The sequence below is a fragment of the Lacinutrix salivirga genome (genome assembly GCF_053604675.1).
On sequence record NZ_JBSHNP010000030.1, the window covers coordinates 1 to 22,699 of the forward strand.

The window sequence follows — 22,699 nt, forward strand, 5'->3', positions numbered from 1 at the left end:
GTTCACTCTAAAATCAGAAACTTCACCATCTTTAACACTAGCACTCTGATCTTTTACATATACAGAACGAATGTTCTTAACGCTTTTAGAGGCGTGTTTTACTGCTTTTTTTGTTGCATCTTCCCAGCTCTTGTCTGAATTGGATAATACTTCAATTACTTTTAATACTGCCATAATTAGTGGTTAGAAAAGTGTATATATAAAAGCCTGAGTATATAAAATACTCAGGCTTAATTATTGAATACTGTTAAACTTTATAGATTAAAGCCTAAAGATAATGTAATATTAGAGTTTTTGTTATCAATAATAGCAGAGTCTGTTAATCCAACATTGAAGAGTTGAAATTCTGAGGAGCGTTGAGATTGATCGAAAGTTAAGTCTAATTTAGTATTACCAAAACTATATCCTAAACCAAGAGAAAAACCAGTTAAATCTTCTACAGTATTACCATTTTTATAAGGACTTTCTTCTAAACGATAGCCAGCTCTTATACTTAAATCTTTTACCCTGTACTCTCCACCAATTTTATATGTAGATGCAGCGGTTAATAGATTATTCATAATAGAGTTTTGAGATGCAAAATAATTATCTGAAGTTGGTTTAAACTTAGTGTTTCCGTAATCTTTTCTCGAATAGTCAAAACTAATAAGTCCTTTATCTCCAAAAATATAGGCTAAACTTCCTGTTAATCTACCAGGAGTTTGTAATCTATACGAAGGAAATAAATTTATAATTTGAGGATTTACATCAGCTCCAAAAATAGTTTCACCATCAACTTCAAACCCTTCATCACTATATGTACTTAAAGATTGTGATGTTTCTTCTTCAATTGTGAACCAAGTTGGAGAATCGTAAGATAATCCTACTCTAAAGGAGTTATCAATTTTTATGATAGTTCCTAATTGAAATGAAAAACCAGAACCGTTTGTACTAAGTAAGTTATCAAATTCAACTTCGTTAACTAAGGAGCTAGTATTATTATTGCTTTCATAAAATGAGGTAAAGCGTTCATAATTTATAAAGTGAGAATTTAAATTTAATCCAAAATATACGTTTTCTTTAAATTGAGAAGCGATATTAAAAGTAAATTTACCATTATAACCATTTGCAACATAAGCAAATTTTTGATTAAAAGTATCACCAGAAATATTTGAGACATAGACTGTGTTTTCATCAGTATTGTTAACTGGGTCAATAATGTAGGAATTATATCCTAAAAAAGCTTGTTGATTTGCATAACCAAAACTACTACCAATATCCGCATAGGCTTGGGAAACAGATTCTCCTTCAAAAGCAGAGATTTCATCTAAACGTAAACCCTGAGCATTAGCTAAAAAATAGTTAGAAATTGAATTTCCAGGTGAAGCTGAAGATCCATTAATACCAGAGACAAACCAATCGTTTTCATGATTTTTAGTTTTATCATAGGCTATTGATAAAGCTAATTTTTTCCAAGGAGAACTCTCGTTTCTGTTTTTAAAAACAAAAGCAGCACCTACTTGATTTAAATCAAAATTGGAGTTAGAGCTATTGCTAAAACCATTAAAATATTGCGTGTCATTTTTTTGATTTACATTATTTAAGGATGCAGAAAAATGACTATTTGTAAAAACAGCGGAGCTTGCAGGGTTTTGGCTTACTGCACTCATATCTCCACCAAGAGCACCAAAAGCACCACTTAAAGCTCTGTATCTTGCAGAACCTTGTATATTATCGTCTGAATATCTTAAAGCATCATTAATATCCTGAGCATTAATTAAACAAGCATAGAATAGACTTACGAATAAAATATATCTTTTTTTCATATTGAATTAATTATTAACGTTTTGTTTCGATTATCTTCTACCTCTAGACCTGCCTCCAGAAGATGATCTTGATGAAGAAGACCTTGTTGAGCCAGAACTTCTAACGGAAGAACTTCTACTTGGAGATGACATTCTTGTAGAATTTGATCTTGTATTATTGCTTCTTGTAGGCGAAATTGTTCTAATTGGAGTAGAGTTATTTCGTACTCTAGTTCGAGTTCTTGGATTTCTAATTGTTGAATTTTGTCTAATTGTATTGGAGTTATTTCGTGTTCTAATATTAGATCTAGTACTATTTGTTCTAATTCTAGGATTAGTCCTTACACTATTTGTATTTCTTCTGTTTCTTGATTGATATATGGAGCTTCTATTTGTTCCTCTTCTTGTAGAGTTGTATGCATAAGCTCTATTTCTATAGAAACCATTATATCCGAAATAGGGATTGTTATAATATCCATTAATACCATAATAAGGAGAACCCCAAAAAGGATCATAAAAACCGCCAGCATATCCATAACCAAAATGGCCGCCAAATCCGAATCCTATTCTCCATCTGTTCCATCCCCAAGGTCTATGCCATCCATAACCCCAATTTCCGTAAAAAGGCCTATTCCAATAAAAATTATTAAACCCAAAATTGTCATAAATATTAATGGTTACCTCATTAGAATCTTGTCCCCAACCTGCATGACCATTATAGTTTTCTTGTGAGTATTCTGTATCGGCATAATTGCCTTTATAGCTATCAATATCTGTAAAAATTACCTCTTCATCTTCTAAGCCTTCATAATCACTAGCTTTTTCTTCGAAATAATTTTTGTAATAAATAGAATTAGTGTTTTCAACAGTACGCTCCTGTTCTACAATTCTTTCAGAAGAATCGCTATAAATACCATCAGTCGATTGTCCAACATATTGATAAGATCCACAAGAAGTTAAACCTATTAGTGCTATAAATGATGCTAAAAAAGGCATTTTTGATTTTAAGAAGTAGTTAATTTGCATATCAGTATGAATTTAATTGTTGAACATAACAAAAATAGTTAGTTTTGTTGAACTATTTTTATATTTAACATAGTCACAAAATTTGTGCCAAAATAAAGTTTATGAGCAAAAAGTTAACAAGTAGAGCTGAAGATTATTCAAAATGGTATAATGAACTCGTTGTTAAAGCCGATTTGGCTGAAAACTCTGCAGTTAGAGGTTGTATGGTAATTAAACCTTATGGATATGCTATTTGGGAGAAAATGCAAGCAGAATTAGATAAAATGTTTAAAGAAACAGGACATCAAAATGCCTATTTTCCACTTTTTGTGCCTAAAAGCTTATTTGAAGCCGAAGAAAAAAACGCTGAAGGTTTTGCAAAAGAATGTGCGATTGTAACGCATTACAGATTACAGAATGATCCAGATAATCCAGGAAAGCTACGTGTTGACCCTCAAGCAAAACTAGAAGAAGAACTTATCGTAAGACCAACTAGTGAAGCTATTATATGGAATACATTTAAAGGTTGGATTCAGTCGTATAGAGATTTACCTTTATTAATTAATCAATGGGCAAATGTTGTACGTTGGGAAATGCGTACACGATTGTTTTTGCGTACTGCAGAGTTTTTATGGCAAGAAGGGCATACTGCACACGCAACAAAAGCCGAAGCAATAGCAGAAGCAGAATTAATGAACAATGTGTATGCTACATTTGCAGAAAATTTTATGGCAATTCCTGTTGTGAAAGGAATTAAAACTGAAAGCGAACGTTTTGCAGGTGCAGACGAAACCTATTGTATAGAGGCTTTAATGCAGGACGGTAAAGCTTTACAAGCCGGTACTTCACATTTTTTAGGACAAAATTTCGCAAAAGCTTTTGATGTTAAATATACATCTAAGGAAGGTAAGCAAGATTATGTATGGGCTACTTCTTGGGGAGTTTCTACACGACTTATGGGAGCTTTAATTATGACGCATAGCGACGATCAAGGTTTAGTATTACCTCCAAATTTAGCTCCTCATCAAGTTGTTATTGTTCCAATTTATAAAACAGAGGAGCAATTTAATGAAATTAGTAACATTGCTAACCTTATAAAAAGTGACTTAAATGCGAAAGGTATTTCTGTTAAGTATGATAATAGAGACACGCAGAGACCAGGAGCTAAATTTGCTCAACATGAACTACAAGGCGTTCCATTACGAATAGCTATTGGACCAAAAGATTTAGAAAAAGGTACTGTTGAAGTCGCAAGAAGAGATACTCTCACAAAGGAAATTGTAGCTTTAGATAACTTAAACGAAAAAGTTGAAGGCTTGATGACTGAAATACAAAATTCACTTTACAAAAAAGCTTTGGACTATAGAAATTCTCATACAACTAAAGTTGAAGATTTTGAGGAATTTAAAACTGTATTAGAAACTAAAGGTGGTTTTATTTCTGCACATTGGGATGGTACTACAGAAACCGAAGATAAAATTAAAGAAATTACAAAAGCAACTATTCGTTGTATCCCTTTAGATATCAAGCAAGAAGAAGGAATTTGTGTTTATACAGGTAAGCCATCTAAACATAGAGTTTTATTTGCAAAAGCTTACTAAAACAAATTTTTTAAAAAAAATTGTTTTAGGTATTGCAACATTTAAAAATAGTTGTATTTTTGCCATCGCAATGGAAACATTGTAAGTTTTTTGAAAAGTATTGCAAGTTTAAATTTAATAATATATATTTGCGCACTCAAAAGAAATGGCCCGTTCGTCTATCGGCTAGGACGCCAGGTTTTCATCCTGGTAAGAGGGGTTCGATTCCCCTACGGGCTACAATTTTTTAATAAAAAAAGAAAAAAAGCAAATGGCAAATCATAAGTCAGCGTTAAAAAGAATTAGAAGCAACGAAGCAAAGCGTTTAAGAAACAAGTACCAGCATAAAACTGCTCGTAACGCTGTTAAAAGGTTGCGTGAACTAACTGATAAGAAAGAAGCAGAAGCAATGTTTCCTTCAGTTGTATCTATGTTAGATAAATTAGCAAAGAAAAATATTATACACGATAATAAAGCGGCTAACCTTAAGTCTGGTTTAGCTAAGCATGTTGCAGCTTTATAAGTTGTAACTTTTAAAGAATATATAAAAGCTTCTCTAATAGAGAGGCTTTTTTTGTTTCCGGATATTTGCTTAATGATAGTCGCCTTTAGACTGTGTTCTCATTACAGACTTTCTGTTTTTATTTCTTCATAGAGAATGAGTAGTAAGCTCTTACAGGCTGTTAGGATTTTGGTAAAGCCATCCAGGATACATTGAGAATAAGTAGTTTTATTATTAATGCACAAAAAAAGCCTTGAGAATTTCTCAAGGATTTATGTTTATTTAAGGAAGTTCTTAACCATTCATAGAAATCAAAAACTCTTCGTTATTTCTGGTTTGTTTAAATCTTTCGTTTATAAATTCCATAGCTTCAACAGGATTCATGTCTGCAAGGTATTTACGCATTACCCACATTCTTTGTATTGTTGTTTCATCTAGTAAAATATCATCACGACGTGTGCTAGAAGAGGTAAGGTCAATTGCAGGGAAAATTCTACGATTAGAAATCTTACGATCTAATTGTAATTCCATATTACCAGTTCCTTTAAATTCTTCAAAGATTACTTCGTCCATTTTAGATCCTGTTTCAGTTAAAGCAGTTGCGATAATGGTTAATGATCCACCATTTTCAATATTACGTGCAGCACCAAAGAAACGTTTTGGTTTGTGTAAAGCATTTGCATCTACACCACCAGAAAGTATTTTTCCTGATGCTGGTTGTACAGAGTTATAAGCTCTAGCTAAACGTGTAATGGAGTCTAATAGAATTACTACATCATGTCCACATTCTACCAAACGTTTTGCTTTTTCTAAAACAATGTTTGCAATTTTTACATGTTCATGAGCTTCTTTATCAAAAGTAGAGGCAACAACTTCGCCTCGTACATTACGTTGCATGTCTGTTACTTCTTCTGGTCTTTCATCTATTAGTAAAATCATTTGGTAAACTTCTGGATGGTTTGCTGCAATAGCATTGGCAACATCCTTAAGTAACATGGTTTTACCAGTTTTAGGTTGTGAAACAATCATACCACGCTGTCCTTTACCTATAGGTGCAAACAAATCCATGATACGCGTTGAAATAGTGCTTTGTTTTTCGGCAATATTAAATTTTTCTTGCGGAAATAATGGTGTTAAATGCTCAAAAGCAACTCTGTCTCTTACAACATTTGGATCTTGACCATTTATTTTACTTACTTTAATTAAAGGGAAATATTTTTCGCCTTCTTTTGGAGGTCGTACATTTCCTAAAACAGTATCACCAACTTTTAGACCGAATAATCTAATTTGAGATTGTGACACATAAATATCATCTGGTGATGACAAATAATTATAGTCTGAGGAACGTAAAAAACCATAACCATCTTGCATGATGTCTAAAACACCTTCACTTTCTATTATGGCATCAAACTCAAAGTCTGGTTCTCTGTAACGGTTTCTAGAATCTTTATTCCCGTTATTTTGATTTCCTTTATTTTGGTTTTGATTTTTATTATTTTTTTGATTGTTATCTCTCTTGTTGCGAGGATTATCTTTTGGCTTCTGCTTATCTTCAGTTTTTTTAGAAGGTTTATGATCTTCTTTTTTATTCTGGTGATTATGTACAGGTTTTTTTGGTTCAGATTTTTTCTCAGGTTGCTTTTCTTCTTTAGCTTCTGGCTTAAAATCTATTTTTTCTTGATTTGATTTATCAGTATCCTTTTTCTCTGTTCTTTTGCGTTGTACGCGTTCTCTTTTTGGTTTAGGAGTCTCTTTTTGTGGAGCTTCATCCTTTTTTACCTCTGCTACTGCTTTAGGATCTGCAGCTTGCTTGTCTAGAATTTGATATACTAAATCTAGTTTTTTTAAAGAACGATATTTAGCGACATTGATTTTTTTAGCGATTTCCTGTAACTCAGGAAGCTTCATTGCTTTTAATTGTGCGATTTCAAACATTTATGTTGAATTGAATATTTGTTTAAATACTGATTGAATATTTTCCGAAGAAAAAAATGATATAATTCTGAAGAATTTAATCTATTGCTAACGTGAGCATTGCAATACATCTATGCAATGATACGACTTTATTTTAATAATTTAATATTTTTTTAAAAATAAACACCTATTTTTGTGCTTTTAAAAATTGAAATTTAGTGATACAACGTATTCAATCTATTTACCTTTTATTAGCTGCTGGAATTTCTGGCGGATTAATATTTGTATTCCATTTATGGATAAATAATGAAAATGTTAAAGTTTTTGCTCAAGACGAGATGGTTATATTTGGTCTATTTTTAGGATCTTCAGTATTGTCTCTTATTTCTTTATTTATGTTTAAAAATAGGAAGTCTCAATTTATGTTGGGACGTCTTAACATCATATTAAACTTTATTTTACTAGGATTTTTTGTATATCGAATACTAAATTCACCAGGAGAAACAGGTGTTTCTGAGAATGGTGTTGCGATTTTTATCCCAATTATTTCTATCGTGTTATTAGCCTTGGCTAATAAGGCCATTAAAAAGGATGAAGATCTGGTAAAATCAGTAGATAGATTACGATAAACCTATCATCTTAGTAGTATTAGTGCGTTAAAAACCCAAAGTGAAAGCTTTGGGTTTTTTTATTTTCTGGGAAATTCAATCACTTCTAAATTATCAATTGTTTTTCCATCGATAGTAAATCTTAGCATAGTGCGTACATTATGAAAACCATGGATGCCAATTGCGCCAGGATTCATGTGTAATAAATTAAGTTTTTTATCTGGCATTACTTTTAATATGTGTGAGTGTCCACAAATAAATAATTTTGGTGGATTTTTAGTAATTGCTTCTCTTATTCTGTGGTTGTATTTATTTGGATAGCCTCCTATATGTGTTATCCAAACATCCACTTCTTCGCACATAAAACGGTTATGTTCCGGGAATTCTAAACGTGCTTTTTCATCGTCTATATTACCATATACTGCTCGTAAGGGTTTTAGTTTTTTTATGGCATCTGTAACCTTTAAATCTCCAATATCTCCACCATGCCAGACTTCGTCTGCTTGCTTAATATGTTTAAGAATATCCTTATCTATATAGCTATGTGTGTCGGAAAGTAATAAAATTTTTTTCATCTTCAGTTTCCGCGAAAGCGGTAATCTCTTTTATTTAATTAACTTTTATTTGAAATTTAAAGCAAGATTAAAATTCTATCTTTGCGTTTCACAAAAATACAAGTTTCTTTGCGATATTTTATAGAACTCTCATATAACGGAAAAGCATATCATGGTTGGCAAATACAACCAAATGCTATTTCTGTACAAGAAGTTTTAGAAATGGGATTATCTACTTTGCTTAGAGAACCGATTTCTACAATGGGAGCAGGTCGTACAGATGCTGGTGTGCACGCTACACAATTATTTGCTCATTTTAATACTGAAGTGGAATTTGATAGTAATACTACAATATATAAGTTGAATTCTTTTTTACCTGAAGACATTTCAATTAAAAACATATTTAAAGTAAAACCTGATGCACACGCTAGATTTGATGCCATAAGTAGAGCTTATTTGTATAGAATTGCGTTAGAAAAAAACCCATTTAATACCGAACAAGCCTATTTGTTAAAGCCAAAATTAAATATTGAAAAGTTAAAAGAAGCTGCTTTAATATTATTGCAGTATAAAGATTTTCAATGCTTTTCTAAAAGTAATACAGATGTAAAAACGTATAATTGTACCATTATGAAAGCAGAGTGGAATCTTGTAAATAACGAGCTTCATTTTACAATACAAGCCGATCGTTTTTTACGTAATATGGTACGTGCAATTGTTGGTACTTTAATAAATATAGGAATTGGTAAAATTGAAGTAGAAACGCTTCATGATATTATAAAATCTAAAAATAGAAGTGAGGCAGGTTTTTCTGTTCCAGCACATGCATTATATTTAACCCAAGTTAACTATCCAAAAACTATATTATTAAATGAGTAAACCAAAAGAAAATTTATTTAATACCAGTTTGTTTAAGCGCTTGCTTAAATACATTAAACCGTATAAAAAAGTATTTTTTGGTGTATTAACTGCTGTCATTTTATTGGCAATTTTTAGTGCGTTGCGACCTGTAATCCTTCAGCAAGCGATTGATAATAATATTGCACAACAAAAGGAAGAAGGTTTCTTGTTTTACATTATTTTAATGCTTTGCGTGTTAGTATTAGAAGTTGTTTTTCAGTTTTTATTCATTTATTATGCAGCTTGGCTAGGTCAAAATGTGGTTAAAGATATTAGAGTGCTACTTTTTAATCACATGCTTAAGTTTAAAATGAAGTATTACGATAACTCTTCGGTAGGTAATTTAATTACCAGAGCAGTTACAGATATGGAGCGTATTGCAGATATTTTTGGACAAGGTTTGTTTATGATTTCGCGCGATTTGTTAACTATGATTGTTGTGTCTGCAGCAATGCTTTACATGAATTGGAAATTAAGCATCATCGTACTCGTTATGCTTCCTATAGTTTTGTATGCGACTAAAATTTTTCAGAAGTTTATGAAAAAAGCCTTTGAACAAGTGCGTACAGAGGTTTCTAATCTTAATTCGTTTGTACAAGAGCGTGTTACAGGAATGAAAATTCTTCAGCTATTTACAAGAGAAGATACCGAGTATAAAAAGTTTAAATTAATTAATGAGCGTCACAAAAAAGGCTGGTTAAAAACGGTTTGGTATAACTCTATATTTTTCCCTATTGCCGAACTTTTATCGTCTATAACTTTGGGAGCAGTCGTTTGGTATGGAGGTATGCAAGTTGTTGCAGGAGGAGCAGTGACACAAGGCGATTTATTTGCTTTTATAATGATGATTCCTATGTTATTTAGGCCTTTACGCCAGATTGCAGATAATTTTAACACACTACAAATGGGAATGGTTGCAGCTACCAGAGTATTTAAAGTTTTAGATACCACCTCGCAAATAGATGATACAGGAACGTATGAAGCAAAAACTATTAAAGGCGATTTAAAATTTAGTGATGTTTATTTTAGTTATGTTGAAAATGAAAATGTTTTAAAAGGAATTTCCTTTGATGTAAAAGTAGGCGAAACAGTAGCTATTGTTGGTTCTACAGGAGCAGGGAAATCTACAGTTATTAATTTGCTAAACCGTTTTTACGAAATTAATAGTGGTGTAATTAGTGTAGATGGTATTAATATAAAAGATTTTACATTGGCTAATTTGCGTTCTAATATAGCAGTAGTACTGCAAGATGTGTTTTTGTTTGCAGACACCATTTTAAGTAATATTACATTAAATAATCCTGAAATAACCGAAGCTGAAGTACAACAGGCTGCTAAAGATATTGGAATCCACGAGTTTATAATGACGCTTCCAAATGGTTACCATTACAATGTAAAAGAACGAGGTGCAATGTTAAGTTCTGGACAACGACAATTAATTTCTTTTTTACGAGCCTATGTTACTAATCCTAGTATTTTAGTTTTAGATGAAGCAACTTCGTCTGTAGATTCGTATTCCGAGCAATTAATACAAAATGCGACAGATAAAATCACAAAAGGAAGAACCTCAATAGTCATTGCGCACAGATTGGCAACCATCCAAAAAGCCGATAAAATTATTGTTATGGATTCTGGTAAAATCGTTGAGCAAGGCACACATAGTGAGTTGCTTAAAAAGGAAAATGGGTATTATAAAAACCTTTATGAAGTTCAGTTTTTAAAGGCTGATGTGGCTTAGTACTTTGTTAGGTTATTTTATGGCCTTTTTTGCTTCAATATAATTATCCATATTGCCAAATAAGAGTGTAAATAGTGCTCCAGCAACCATTATAATAAAACTAGCTATTATGAGTACAAGTATAAATAAGCTGGTTTTTAAAAATGTTTGCCCAGAACTTAGTTTATAAATGCGTTTAAAGGTATATGCAAAATATATAATTTGTATAGGTATAGTTAGCATACTAATTATCGCAAAGTCTATTCCAATACCAATAAATAATAAAATAATAAAAGTGCTAAATATAGAAACATGAGCAGAGGAATACATATTAATCACTAAGTGTTCTGTATAATTATACTCTTTTTTATCAAAAAATATTACTTTAGAAAACAAGGCGTATATTGGTACCAATAACATAAAAATAAACGATTGATAGTCTTGTATAAACGCCATGTTTTTATTTTGAAACTCTTCCATTCCCTCTTGAGCATACATACTCATATCCATTAATTCTGGAAAGAATTTATTTAAAATAAACATTTGAAAACCACTTAAGGTTATTGCTATGGCAAAATAGCTTATTACATTTACATACTTTTTACGCGTACCATTGATATAATTACAAATAACATCTTCTGGTTTTGTAAACAGTTTAATAAATGTTTGTAGAAATTTATTATCGTAATTTAAAAATTGCGCACTAAAATCTGAAAATAGATTGTTTATGGTTAAGCGATTTCTAATCACTTTTGCACCACAACTATTGCAAAAATTATCAGTTTTATTAAGTGATAGATTACAGTTTTTACACGCCATATTATGCTAATTCTAAACTTAAAATGTTTGTTAAATCTGTAGTGTTTTCAAAGGGCAAAAACTCTCCATTTTTAAACACTGATATTTGACCTGTTTCCTCACTAACAGCAATAGCAATAGCATCTGTACGTTCTGTAACACCAACAGCAGCTCTGTGACGTAACCCAAAACGTTGCGGTATGGTTTTTTCGTTATTTACTGGTAAAATTACACGTGTGGCTTTTACTATATTATTATCTATAATTATGGCACCATCGTGCAATGGACTATTTTTAAAAAAGATACTTTCTATAATAGGTTGCGTGACTTTAATATTCATTTCGTCGCCTGTATTAACTAAAAAATCGAGATTATTATTACGTTCCAAAACAATTAAAGCGCCTGTTTTAGAGCTACTCATTTTATTGCAAGCAGAAATTATAGCTTCCACATCTGTTTCTAGATTGGTTTCCGTTTTTAAGAATTTTAACTGTTTAAAAAATTTACGTCGTGTTCCAAAATTTGTAGAACCAATCATTAATAAAAACTTACGTATTTCTTGTTGAAATACTACTATTAGCGCAAACATTCCTACACTAATAAAACCACCTAAAATGTTACTAAGGAGTGTCATTTGTAGCGCTTCGGTAATTTTCCAAATCACATAAATAATAACAATACCAATAAAAATATTAATGGCAACTGTGCCTTTTACTAATTTATAAAGGTAGTAGAGTAGTAGTGCTACCAAAATAACATCTATAATATCTATCCAGCCAAAATTTAGTATGTCTTTAAATATTTCCAAGTGGTTTGTGTTTGGGTAAATTTAGTAAAATTGGGTTAATAAATAGATTCGTTATTAGAAATCGAAATGTTTTCAGATTCTATTTCATTTAAAAGGGATTTATAAGCGATGTAATCTTGAAAGCTTAATTGTTTATTGAAGTTAATAAGCATTTCTAATTTTGTAATAGGTTCATTCTCAAAAAGTGTATTAAGTGTTTTGTTTAATTCGTTGTTTTCAACTGAAAAATTATCAATTAAAATACGATCTTTCTCAAAATAAACTTCAATTTTAGATATAATATGCTGTTCGTTAGCTTCCGCTTTTATAATATGAAAGTGGTTAGTATTAAAAGGTTTTATAGAATCTAAAACAGGTGTTTTGTTAGGCTTTAAGTTATAAATAACATCTGTAAACTCCACAAATCCTAAATTTTTAATACTTGTATCGTTGCATGTAAAGTAGTTTTTAGCAGCTTCATTTTTGTGCATAGATGCATTTCGTTTTTTATCTTGTAACTTAATAATAGAGGGTAATGCTTGTTGTAATGTTAAACGTTTATCAACATTAACTAGCCAATTGGTAGAAATAATTAAATTTCTTCGGTTTAACTCTACGCTATCTTGCTGTGTTTCGTCATAAAAAATATAAGCTGGCGATACATCTAAAACTTCGGTTATTTCTGCATTTTCAATTTCTGGGAGTTGCAATATTTTTTCTTTTCCGCAGGAAAATACTAAAAACATAAGTATCATTACTAAATTCTTCATTTACTATTGTAATTGGTTATAAAGGGTTATACACTCCATAGCTTCTTTAACATCGTGCACTCGTAAAATTTTTGCGCCTTTTTGTAAAGCCACCATGTGCAATGCAGTTGTACCATTTAAAGCGTTTTTAGAAGTGGTGTTAAGTGTTTTGTAAATCATTGATTTCCTAGAAACACCTGCTAATAAAGGATGCTCAATTGTATTGAATAACTCTAAAGTATTCAATAGCTCAAAATTCTGTTCTAAAGTTTTAGCAAAACCAAAACCAGGATCTATAATTATATCTTTAATACCAAGTGCTTTTGCTTTGGCTATTCTTTCAGAAAAATAGAATAAAATATCTTTTATTAAATTTTTGTAATCTGTTTGTTGTTGCATAGTTTGTGGATTTCCACGCAGATGCATCATGATATAAGGCACGTGCAATTTGGGAACGGTCTCTAACATTTTACTATCTAATTTTCCTGCAGAAATATCGTTAATTATGGCAGCTCCAAGATCAACACTCTGTTTTGCGACCTCGCTTCTAAAGGTGTCGATAGATAAAATAATTTCTGGAAACGTTTTGGTCAACAGTTTTACAATAGGTAACATGCGTTTTAACTCTTCGGTTTCTTCAACAAAATTTGCGTTAGGTCTAGAGCTATACGCGCCAACATCAATAAACGTTGCACCTTCGTTTAGCATTTTTTCAACTTGTTTAAGTAGTGCATTTTGGTCTTTAAATTGTCCACCATCATAAAAAGAATCTGGTGTTACATTTAAAATACCCATTACTTTTGGAGTCGTTAAATCTATTAATTTACCGTTGCAATTTAGTGTCATATTCATTCCCTGCGGAAACAGGAATCTCGTTTAAATTAGTTGTAATATTTTTTGATAAAATCAATCCGAATTTAAAGTAACAACAATAAAGCAAAAACTTTAAACCCGAAACTTTGAACTTTAAAATTATTTATGCGAAATTTACACAAAATTCATTTTAATTTATGCAAAATACATCAAAACAATACGATGCTGTAATAGAAACTTGCAGAAGTTTATTTATTAATAAGATGAAAGATTACGGGAGTGCATGGCGTATTTTGAGATTACCATCGCTTACAGATCAAATTTTTATTAAAGCGCAACGTATTCGAAGTTTGCAACAAAACGAAGTTCAAAAAGTAAACGAAGGTCAACAAAGCGAATTTATAGGTATTATTAATTACTGTATAATGGCACTAATTCAATTAGAAAAAGGTGTTGTAGAACAGCCTGATTTGGCTACTGAAGATGCTATTGGTTTGTATGATGAAAAAGTAGCCTTAACCAAAAAATTAATGCAAGATAAAAATCATGATTATGGTGAGGCATGGCGAGATATGCGAGTGAGTAGTTTAACCGATTTGATTTTACAAAAACTATTGCGCGTTAAGCAAATTGAAGACAACTCCGGAAAAACACTAGTAAGCGAAGGTATTGATGCTAATTATCAAGACATGATTAATTATGCCATTTTTGCTTTAATCCATTTAGGAGATAAAAATTCCAATTAAAAATATAGTCACACTAAGCGCAGTCGAAGTGTTATTAACTACTAAAAAATAATATTATGAAATACATAGTTAACTTATGCAGAATCCTAGTTGGAGGATTATTTATTTTTTCAGGACTAATTAAACTAAACGATCCCTTAGGATTCTCTTATAAATTAGAAGAATATTTTAGTGCAGATGTGCTAAACTTACCATTCTTAGAACCTTATGCATTAGGGATTTCGGTATTTGTAGTGGTTTTAGAAGTCGTTTTAGGGATCTTTTTACTTATAGGTTACAAGCGTAAGTTTACTATTTGGATGCTCTTAGCAATGATAGTGTTTTTTACATTTTTAACGTTTTATGCAGCCTATTTCGAAAAAGTAAAAGATTGTGGTTGCTTTGGCGATTTCTTAAAATTAACACCTTGGCAAAGCTTTTCAAAAGATTTAATTCTACTTCTTTTAATCCTAGTATTAGTGCTTGGAATGCGACATATAAAACCACTATTTAGCAAATTTGGGACTACAATTATTGCGTTATTAGGTTTTATTGGTTGTTTGTGGTTTGGGTATCATGTACTTATGCATTTACCAACTTGGGATTTTAGAGCTTATAAAGTAGGCGCTAATATAAAAGAAGGTATGGAAACTCCACCAGATGCACCAAAACCAGTAGTAGAGTATTATTACACATTTGATGAGAATGGAACAGAAAAAACATACACAACAAACGGAAGCTATCCAGATTCTCCAGGGAAATTTATAGGAGTAGAAACTAAAGTTATAGATGCAGGTTACGATCCTCCTGTTAAAGATTTCTCTATTGAAAGTGATGACGAAAATTTAACAGACTATTATTTAGCGAAAGAAAATCTTGTTATGGTTGTCGCTTACAGTCTTAACTCTGCAAACGAAGAAGGTCTAAAAAATATTAAATACATTACAGATAAAGCACTTAAAAATGGCTACACAGTAATTGGCTTAACCTCTTCTGGAACCGAAGCAAAAGAAACTATTAATAAAAATTACGACCTAAATTTCGATTGGTTTTTATGCGACGAAAAAGCATTGAAAACAGTTGTACGTTCTAATCCTGGCGTTTTAAAATTAGAGAAAGGAACAGTAATCCAAAAAGCACATTATAACGATGTGGATACTATTGATTTGCCAGAAGTAGAGCCAGAGGTTGTAACTAAAAGCGTAGAAGAATCTATTTTGTATTTAGTAGATGGAGAAGTTTATACGCAAGAATTTGTAGATGCTTTAGATCCAGAAACTATAGAAGAAATTTATGATTTAAAAGATGAATCTGTTTTGGATTCAATTAATCAATCTCATAACAGAGAGTATAGTAGTCAAGTTAAAGTTGTACTTAAAAAAGAATAACGTCACCTCGAGTGTTTCGTGAAGAATGAACGAAAAATATCGAGAAGAAATTAATAATACACCTGATAAAATACCTTTTAAATAAAGCCCTTTATGCACTACTCACATTATTTGGAGTAGTAACAGTCATATTCTTTTTATTTAATATTCTACCAGGCGATCCAGCACAAATGATGTTGGGACAAAACGAAGATAGCCAGCAATTAGCAATCGTTAAAAAAAAGTATGGCTTTGATAAGCCAAAAAGCACACAGTTTTTGTATTATATTAACGACTTGTTACCACTATCCTTTCATTCTACAAAGGCAACAGATTACACCTATTTAGAACCAAATAAATACTCGGCAAAAAAGCTATTTACAATAGGCGAAACAACAACTGTAATAAAATTACCTTATTTACGAGAATCCTTCACCAAACAAGGAAAAAAAGTAAGCGAAGTACTTGCCGAAACCTTACCAAATACATTTGTTTTGGCAGTTTCAGCAATACTTATCGCATTGTGTTTAGGGATTATATTAGGTATAATTTCAGCCTTAAAAAAGGATACGTTTCTCGATAAAGCTATTCAGATTTTAAGCACAGTTGGTATGAGTGTCCCATCGTTTTTTAGTGCTATACTCTTTGCATGGTTTTTTGGTTACGTATTGCACAATTACACCAATTTAGAAATGACAGGTAGTTTGTACGAACTAGATAATTATGGCGAGTCCATGCACATACAATGGAAAAACCTAATCCTACCAGCAATTGTTTTAGGAATTAGACCATTGGCAGTAGTCATACAATTAATGCGAAACTCGTTGTTAGAAGTCATGCAACAAGATTACATACGTACAGCAAGAGCCAAAGGATTAAGCGAATTTCAGGTCATTAAAAACCACGCAGTAAAAAATGCACTAAATCCTGTAGTAACGGCAATCTCAGGTTGGTTTGCCTCAATGCTTGCAGGTGCAGTATTTGTAGAATATATTTTTGGCTGGAATGGATTAGGAAAAGAAATTGTAAACGCTTTAAATACCTTAGATTTGCCAGTAATAATGGGTTCGGTTATAGTAATTGCTACATTGTTTATTTTAATTAATATTTTTGTAGATATTATTTATACCTGGTTAGACCCAAAAGTAAAACTAGAGTAAGACTTGCTTTTTAAAATTAAAAGTCCCTAAACCAAAATCAAATGATAAAACACACACTATACATCACACTTTTATGCCTATGCTTCATAGGATGCAAAGCACAAGAAATACCAACAGTTTTTTCTACAGAAGCTTTAGAAGACACGTTTTCTACTTTAGAAGGCGAATCCATTTCATTTAAAAACATATTAGAAAACAACAAAGGCGAAACTATTTTAATAGATGTTTGGGCCTCGTGGTGTGCAGATTGTATAAAAGGATTACCAAAAGTAAAAGACATACAAACAAAATATCCCAACGTACAATACGTGTTTTTATCACTAGATAAAGACCATCAAAAATGGAAAAAAGGCATAAAAAAATATGGCATTTCTGGTCAGCACTATTTTATGGATTCCGGTTGGGATGGACCATTTGGTAAGTTTATAGATTTAGACTGGATTCCGCGTTATATGATTGTAGATAAAAATGGCGAAATAAAACTCTTTAAAGCCATCAAAGCAGATAATGGAGACCTAATAAATGCATTAAATTAGGTACTTTTGTAATAAATAAATAATACGTTATGAGAAAAAATATAGTAGCAGGAAATTGGAAAATGAATAACGATTTACCTCAAACCGAAGATTTAATTTCTGGGTTATTAAAACAAACCCAAACCTCAAAAGCAGAGATAATGATTGCGCCAACATTTACAAACCTTTGGCCAGCATTTAATGCCACCAGAAAATTTAATATAGAAGTTATAGCGCAAAACATGCATTATGCCGAAAATGGAGCCTACACAGGCGAAGTAAGCGCAAAAATGCTAAAAAGTATAGGCATACAAACAGTAATTTTAGGACACTCAGAGCGTCGCGCTTATTTTAACGAAACCGACGATTTATTAGCAAAAAAAGTAAATACAGCACTAGCAAACGAGTTGCGTGTAATTTTCTGTTTTGGAGAGGAATTAGCCGACAGGAAATCCAATAACCACCAAAACGTAGTGCAATCTCAAATAGAAAACGCATTATTCCATCTGCAAAAAACAGATTTCGAAAACATAATCTTGGCCTACGAGCCAGTATGGGCAATTGGTACTGGCGAAACTGCAAGTCCAGAGCAAGCGCAAGACATGCACGCATTTATACGTAAAACATTAGACACAAAATACGGAAACGAAGTGGCAAATAACGTTTCCATTTTATATGGAGGCAGTGTAAAACCAGCAAATGCCAAAGAGATTTTCTCAAAACCAGACGTCGATGGAGGATTAATTGGAGGCGCAGCACTAAATGCCAAAGATTTTTTCGCTATAGTAAACGCCTTTTAATCTATTAATTTTGGCGTTACCACAAGGGTCGCGCTTTCCGTTATATCTTTTTTTGCCATATATGGCAGCAAAAAAAGGATGCCACATCAATCGCTAACGCACCTATTTGCTAAAAACAAAGACCAACACAATGTCAAACCTTATATATTTAGGCTATTACTTTACAGTACAACCCTTACAACCAGCAGTAGAAATCCTAATAGCAGAATTAGGATACGCAGGATTTGAAAGCTTTGTAGAAACCGAAGAAGGCGTAACCGCTTACATCCAAAAAGAAGAATGGCGAGACAATATACTCAACGATATTCAGATATTAAATTCAAACGAATTTGAAATTACATTTACGTTCACCGAAATAGAGCAAACCAATTGGAATGCCGAGTGGGAAAAAAACTTTAACCCAATAGTAGTCGATAACTTATGTGCAGTACGAGCGCCATTTCACGATAAGTTTAATACACAATACGATATCGTAATAGAGCCAAAAATGAGTTTTGGAACAGGACATCATGAAACAACACACATGATGATTCAGCACATTTTACAAAACGATTTTACCAATAAATCGGTTTTAGATATGGGTTGTGGCACAGCAGTATTAGCCATTTTAGCCGAAAAAAAAGGAGCAAAACCCATAGACGCAATAGATATAGATAATTGGTGTTATTTAAACAGTATAGAAAATGCAGAGCGTAATAATTGCGAGCATATTTCGGTATTCGAAGGCGATGCTTTATTACTAGACAATAAGCAATACGATGTTATTATTGCAAATATTAACAGAAATATTCTCTTAAACGATATAGAAACCTATTCAGAATGTCTTAATGCCAATGGAACATTGTATTTAAGTGGTTTCTATGATAAAGACATTCCACATATAGAAAAAGAATGTAATAAGCACAACCTTACTTTAACTTCAAAATTACAAAGAAATAGTTGGGTCGCACTTCAATTTAAAAATTAAAAACCCTTAAATTTTTAATGATATATTAAAAATTTAACATTTAAATTACTAAAAATGTGCTTATTGCGGAAAATCCGCAATAGTTTTAGATTTCAATTTGTTATCTTTACTTCACAAAATAAATTTATTTTAAAACATAATTTTCAGTTCTCATTCTCAAAAAAACTGAAGCTGGAAATCTATGGCATTTGTTTACGTAAACTTTAATTTTAAATTAATCTAATACCTTAAGCAATGAAAAATTTTAAAATATTTTTAATAGCAACCCTATCATTATCATTTCTCATTCAATCTTGTCAAAAAGAATCCATTAATGAAGACGTTTTGGCTATAGACGAAGAAATTATAATTAATACAAATAATGCGGAAGGAAGAACATTAGTAACAGATGAAAGTGTGCTTAATTCCATTAAATCTCTCGATCTAGATGTTGGAGTTGTTACAAAAGGAGATTTTCATTTACCAGATGGCTCTGTAGAAGAAAGAATTTACATAGGTAGCGATATTACCATTACAAGTGAAGAGCTTCAATTATTATATGAATCTTATTCTGGGCAAAATCGTCAATACAGAACGGCTAATCTGGTAACAGGAGCAAATAGAACAATTAATATCTTAGGTTATACAGGAGGTAGCCAAGCATTATCCAGTAAAGCAAGAACAGCTTTAACAAGAGCAGTTGCTAATTATAATACTATTAGTAACATGACGCTTCAATTTAATTTATCGTTTGGCACTAATTATCAAGCTGCAGATATGGTAGTATATGATAATTCTATAAATAATAGTAGTAGTGGTGGTGTTGCAGGTTTTCCAAATTCTAACGGACAACCTAATAAGTTTGTACAAATCTATGGGATAGAACAATTTTCAACTAATGTAAACGAACATGTTATTACGCACGAGATTGGACATTCCATCGGCTTTAGGCATACAGATTGGTTTGACCGTTTAAGCTGTCCGCCTTCTAGTCAAGGTAACGAAGGTGCAGGATCAAATGGTGCTATTCATATTCCTGGAACTCCAACAGGAAGAGATTTAAGCTCTGTTATGCAAGCTTGTTTTTCTACAAGTGTAAGCGGAAATTTTAATGGTAACGATATATCATCTTTACGCTCTATGTATCCTGCGAGTTCAGGCAGTATTTGCGATGGAGTTTCTGAGTGGCAAAGTGGTGTTAGCTATTCTGTAGGATCTTTGGTTACTTATTTTGGCAACCTATATCAACGTACATATAGTGGATGGAACTATGTTGGAGCATGTTAATTTAACACTTGGAAGTTTTATTAAACAAGTTTAATAGTTAAATTAGGGTGTGAGACATCATACTAAAGTTATAAAAGAGTGCCAATTGGCACTCTTTTTGCTTATTTTTTTTAAATTAGCTTAAAGATTTAAAGTAATGAGTACAAAAGAAAAAATCCAAGAACAACACGATGTTGACGTTTTAGAAAAAATGAATAACGAGATTGTGTTGTACAACGACGATGTAAATACCTTTGATCATGTAATAGACACTTTAATGTACGCTTGTGATCACACACCAGAGCAAGCAGAGCAGTGCTCTATATTAGTACATTATAAAGGGAAGTGTACTGTAAAAACAGGCTTATATGAAGAATTAGAACCTCGTTGCACAATGTTGTTAGATGCAGGTTTAAGTGCAGAAATTGTGTAAAGGACATAGCGTAAAAAATAATTTAAAATCCACTTTAATTTAAAGTGGATTTTTTTTAAAATTCAATTTTGTATTACTTCTAAATAGTTTTGTAATTACTTAATTTTATGAGAAATTTAAGACCATAAATTTTATATAAATCTACTTTGTTTATATCTTTAAATTAATCACAAAAACATATACAATGAAAACATTATACGAGGCAACTACTAATGCAGTAGGCGGAAGAAAAGGACATGTAAAATCAGAAGATGGACCATTAGATTTTAATTTATCTGTACCAAAATCTATGGGAGGAGATGGAGGCGATGGTGCAAATCCAGAGCAATTTTTTGGAGCTGCTTATGCTGCATGTTTTGGAGGTGCAATACAAGCAGTTGCAGAGAGTGAAAACATAGACATTGATAACGATAATTTAAGTGTTAGTGCAATAATTGGGTTTTGTAAAGACGACGATGGCTTTTTCTTAGAAGCAACGTTAGACTGTTACATTCCAGGAGTTGATCTTAAAACTGGTGAAGAATTAGTAGAGAAAGCTCACCAAGTCTGTCCATTTAGTAAAGCTACACGAGATAATATTACTGTAACGTTAAACTTAATGTTAGACGAATAGTTTTAAGCTTTTAGAAATAAAATAGTTAGACAAAACATCCACTTTAAATTAAAGTGGATGTTTTTATTTTATGAGAGTAGAGGTGGCTTAGTTTATGTCAAAATAGTCAAAAAAATTTGAGTTTCGCAAAACGGATTCGCTTGCGCGCTTCCACAATGCTCAACTATTAAATTAAAAAATCTGAACTTATAAATTTAAGCAAGCCTGATTTAACGTTCGGATTTTTTATTTATTCGTGACCTCGACAGTATTAAATATCTAGAGTGAGCAAAATGTTGCAAATAATCAATTACGCATCGCTGAAAAAACGATTCTAGTTTTGTGTTTTCCGCTTACTTTTTAAAAATTTACAACTTTCAATGTTCATAGAAAACACAAAACCACGTTCATTTTTATGAGCGTGGTTTCTTAAGTGTTGTGACCTCGACAGGATTCAAACCTGTAACCTCTTGAGCCGTAATCAAGTGCGCTATTCAGTTGCGCCACGAGGCCTTTTTTTGTGGATGCAAATATATTTCTTTTTTATATAAACATCAAAGATTTATTGCAATTAAAATTAATCTAATGCATTTTTTGTAACAAAAACTTTCCAGCCAAATATAGCCATCTGTAATTTTGTGGCTTTACTTAAATCTAATTTTTGTTTAGTATAGCTTGGCAGTATAAGCTTATTAAGCTTTGCTAAAAGTTTAAATCCCTTTTTCTTCATATTTGTTAATAGACTCCAAAATTAAAACATTTGATAAGGTTTAACAAATTACCCTTTAGTTTAAAATAGTAAAACTTATTCTAGACTAAGTTTTACTTTTTTGGTTTAAAGCATAATTGAGGTTATAATATCAATTATTAATTCGGCAAGTTTTAGCATAATTAGAAGTTTTAAAAGGTTAATAACAAACAACCATTTTTAGTGATTGTTTTTCCAATATATATTTTTTGAATATTATCCACCAAATAAATTCATAAAAATTAATACAGTTAGCTTTAGTTTTATAATCATAATAATGATATGTGTTTCAATAATTTCAATAAGTTCTTTAAAAAAGTTTTAATTTGTAATATAAATTGATTATTTAAGTTTCATATTAATACAATTATAGAGGCTTTTTTGTTGCTTTTATTGTTTTCAAAGCAGTTTTCATTTAAAAAACACTAAAAATTAA

The 22,699-nt window shown here is 31.6% G+C and carries 24 protein-coding genes and 2 tRNA genes; 15 read left to right on the forward strand and 11 right to left on the reverse strand.

Annotated features, from left to right (window positions below; genetic code table 11):
• The 3 genes from ACVC5O_RS00365 to ACVC5O_RS00375 form a co-directional block, all read right to left on the reverse strand.
• Positions 1 to 174, reverse strand: a 174-nt coding sequence (locus tag ACVC5O_RS00365; protein ID WP_452219501.1) for a dodecin family protein, incomplete at its 3' end; no start/stop codon positions are given.
• Between the two features lie 80 nt (positions 175 to 254).
• Positions 255 to 1,805 carry an OmpP1/FadL family transporter gene (locus ACVC5O_RS00370; RefSeq protein WP_452219473.1) on the reverse strand — a complete coding sequence of 517 codons (1,551 nt, stop codon included), beginning with the start codon at positions 1,803 to 1,805 and terminating at the stop codon, positions 255 to 257.
• Between the two features lie 30 nt (positions 1,806 to 1,835).
• Positions 1,836 to 2,780, reverse strand: coding sequence for a hypothetical protein (locus ACVC5O_RS00375; RefSeq protein WP_452219474.1), 945 nt, complete (start codon positions 2,778 to 2,780; stop codon positions 1,836 to 1,838).
• Positions 2,781 to 2,911: 131 nt separating this feature from the next.
• On the opposite strand from ACVC5O_RS00375, the gene proS reads away from it, so the two are divergent.
• The 3 genes from proS (at position 2,912) to rpsT (ending at position 4,892) form a co-directional block, all read left to right on the forward strand.
• Positions 2,912 to 4,390, forward strand: coding sequence for a proline--tRNA ligase (gene proS / locus ACVC5O_RS00380; protein WP_452219475.1), 1,479 nt, complete (start codon positions 2,912 to 2,914; stop codon positions 4,388 to 4,390).
• A 147-nt stretch (positions 4,391 to 4,537) separates the two neighbouring features.
• Positions 4,538 to 4,609: transfer RNA gene (locus ACVC5O_RS00385), tRNA-Glu, on the forward strand.
• Positions 4,610 to 4,640: 31 nt separating this feature from the next.
• Positions 4,641 to 4,892, forward strand: a complete 252-nt coding sequence (rpsT, locus tag ACVC5O_RS00390) for a 30S ribosomal protein S20 (RefSeq protein WP_452219476.1) — start codon at positions 4,641 to 4,643, stop codon at positions 4,890 to 4,892.
• Between the two features lie 273 nt (positions 4,893 to 5,165).
• On the opposite strand, the gene rho is transcribed toward rpsT, so the two are convergent.
• A complete protein-coding gene (rho, locus tag ACVC5O_RS00395) occupies positions 5,166 to 6,806 on the reverse strand; it encodes a transcription termination factor Rho (RefSeq protein WP_452219477.1) in 1,641 nt (546 codons plus the stop codon).
• Between the two features lie 197 nt (positions 6,807 to 7,003).
• Between rho and ACVC5O_RS00400 the strand changes: the two genes are divergently transcribed.
• Positions 7,004 to 7,414 (forward strand): DUF4293 domain-containing protein, encoded by a 411-nt coding sequence (locus tag ACVC5O_RS00400; RefSeq protein WP_452219478.1) that lies wholly within the window; start codon positions 7,004 to 7,006, stop codon positions 7,412 to 7,414.
• A 59-nt stretch (positions 7,415 to 7,473) separates the two neighbouring features.
• Here the strand turns inward: ACVC5O_RS00400 and ACVC5O_RS00405 are convergent, their stop codons facing one another.
• The gene (locus tag ACVC5O_RS00405; protein ID WP_452219479.1) at positions 7,474 to 7,968 is read right to left on the reverse strand and encodes a metallophosphoesterase family protein; all 495 of its coding nucleotides are present in this window, start codon (positions 7,966 to 7,968) and stop codon (positions 7,474 to 7,476) included.
• Between the two features lie 108 nt (positions 7,969 to 8,076).
• Between ACVC5O_RS00405 and truA the strand changes: the two genes are divergently transcribed.
• The gene (gene truA, locus ACVC5O_RS00410; protein ID WP_452219480.1) at positions 8,077 to 8,826 is read left to right on the forward strand and encodes a tRNA pseudouridine(38-40) synthase TruA; all 750 of its coding nucleotides are present in this window, start codon (positions 8,077 to 8,079) and stop codon (positions 8,824 to 8,826) included.
• The gene (locus tag ACVC5O_RS00415; RefSeq protein WP_452219481.1) at positions 8,819 to 10,585 is read left to right on the forward strand and encodes an ABC transporter ATP-binding protein; all 1,767 of its coding nucleotides are present in this window, start codon (positions 8,819 to 8,821) and stop codon (positions 10,583 to 10,585) included. Before truA ends, ACVC5O_RS00415 begins: the two co-directional genes overlap by 8 nt.
• Before the next feature lie 12 nt (positions 10,586 to 10,597).
• On the opposite strand, the gene ACVC5O_RS00420 is transcribed toward ACVC5O_RS00415, so the two are convergent.
• From ACVC5O_RS00420 to folP, 4 genes are read right to left on the reverse strand one after another with little or no spacing between them, the layout of a single operon-like run.
• Entirely contained in the window at positions 10,598 to 11,383 is a 786-nt protein-coding gene (locus ACVC5O_RS00420; protein ID WP_452219482.1) for a DUF3667 domain-containing protein, read from the reverse strand.
• Between the two features lies 1 nt (position 11,384).
• Positions 11,385 to 12,170, reverse strand: coding sequence for a diadenylate cyclase CdaA (gene cdaA, locus ACVC5O_RS00425; protein WP_452219483.1), 786 nt, complete (start codon positions 12,168 to 12,170; stop codon positions 11,385 to 11,387).
• A 35-nt stretch (positions 12,171 to 12,205) separates the two neighbouring features.
• Positions 12,206 to 12,919 carry a hypothetical protein gene (locus ACVC5O_RS00430; protein WP_452219484.1) on the reverse strand — a complete coding sequence of 238 codons (714 nt, stop codon included), beginning with the start codon at positions 12,917 to 12,919 and terminating at the stop codon, positions 12,206 to 12,208.
• 3 nt (positions 12,920 to 12,922) lie between these two features.
• Positions 12,923 to 13,744: a dihydropteroate synthase gene (gene folP, locus ACVC5O_RS00435; RefSeq protein WP_452219485.1), complete on the reverse strand. Its 822-nt coding sequence runs from the start codon at positions 13,742 to 13,744 to the stop codon at positions 12,923 to 12,925.
• Positions 13,745 to 13,908: 164 nt separating this feature from the next.
• Here folP and ACVC5O_RS00440 point away from each other — a divergent pair, with 164 nt between their 5' ends.
• The 9 genes from ACVC5O_RS00440 to ACVC5O_RS00480 all read left to right on the forward strand — a co-directional run bounded on the left by ACVC5O_RS00440 (position 13,909) and on the right by ACVC5O_RS00480 (position 21,536).
• Positions 13,909 to 14,457, forward strand: coding sequence for a DUF1599 domain-containing protein (locus ACVC5O_RS00440; RefSeq protein ID WP_452219486.1), 549 nt, complete (start codon positions 13,909 to 13,911; stop codon positions 14,455 to 14,457).
• Between the two features lie 56 nt (positions 14,458 to 14,513).
• Positions 14,514 to 15,824, forward strand: a complete 1,311-nt coding sequence (locus ACVC5O_RS00445; RefSeq protein WP_452219487.1) for a BT_3928 family protein — start codon at positions 14,514 to 14,516, stop codon at positions 15,822 to 15,824.
• A 62-nt stretch (positions 15,825 to 15,886) separates the two neighbouring features.
• Positions 15,887 to 16,963, forward strand: a complete 1,077-nt coding sequence (locus ACVC5O_RS00450; RefSeq protein WP_452219502.1) for an ABC transporter permease — start codon at positions 15,887 to 15,889, stop codon at positions 16,961 to 16,963.
• A 41-nt stretch (positions 16,964 to 17,004) separates the two neighbouring features.
• Complete coding sequence (locus ACVC5O_RS00455; RefSeq protein WP_452219488.1) at positions 17,005 to 17,499, forward strand: TlpA family protein disulfide reductase; 495 nt, start codon at positions 17,005 to 17,007, stop codon at positions 17,497 to 17,499.
• Positions 17,500 to 17,528: 29 nt separating this feature from the next.
• Positions 17,529 to 18,278 (forward strand): triose-phosphate isomerase, encoded by a 750-nt coding sequence (gene tpiA, locus ACVC5O_RS00460; RefSeq protein WP_452219489.1) that lies wholly within the window; start codon positions 17,529 to 17,531, stop codon positions 18,276 to 18,278.
• Between the two features lie 130 nt (positions 18,279 to 18,408).
• Entirely contained in the window at positions 18,409 to 19,245 is an 837-nt protein-coding gene (gene prmA, locus ACVC5O_RS00465; RefSeq protein ID WP_452219490.1) for a 50S ribosomal protein L11 methyltransferase, read from the forward strand.
• Between the two features lie 234 nt (positions 19,246 to 19,479).
• A complete protein-coding gene (locus tag ACVC5O_RS00470; RefSeq protein WP_452219491.1) occupies positions 19,480 to 20,511 on the forward strand; it encodes a M57 family metalloprotease in 1,032 nt (343 codons plus the stop codon).
• Positions 20,512 to 20,647: 136 nt separating this feature from the next.
• On the forward strand, positions 20,648 to 20,923 hold the full coding sequence (locus ACVC5O_RS00475; protein WP_452219492.1) for an ATP-dependent Clp protease adaptor ClpS: 276 nt from the start codon (positions 20,648 to 20,650) through the stop codon (positions 20,921 to 20,923).
• Between the two features lie 184 nt (positions 20,924 to 21,107).
• Positions 21,108 to 21,536: an organic hydroperoxide resistance protein gene (locus ACVC5O_RS00480; RefSeq protein ID WP_452219493.1), complete on the forward strand. Its 429-nt coding sequence runs from the start codon at positions 21,108 to 21,110 to the stop codon at positions 21,534 to 21,536.
• A gap of 418 nt (positions 21,537 to 21,954) precedes the next feature.
• On the opposite strand, the gene ACVC5O_RS00485 is transcribed toward ACVC5O_RS00480, so the two are convergent.
• Together ACVC5O_RS00485 and ACVC5O_RS00490 are read right to left on the reverse strand one after the other, a co-directional pair.
• A tRNA-Arg gene (locus ACVC5O_RS00485) sits at positions 21,955 to 22,028 on the reverse strand.
• A gap of 64 nt (positions 22,029 to 22,092) precedes the next feature.
• Complete coding sequence (locus ACVC5O_RS00490) at positions 22,093 to 22,245, reverse strand: SsrA-binding protein (protein WP_452219494.1); 153 nt, start codon at positions 22,243 to 22,245, stop codon at positions 22,093 to 22,095.
• Positions 22,246 to 22,699: the final 454 nt, after the last annotated feature.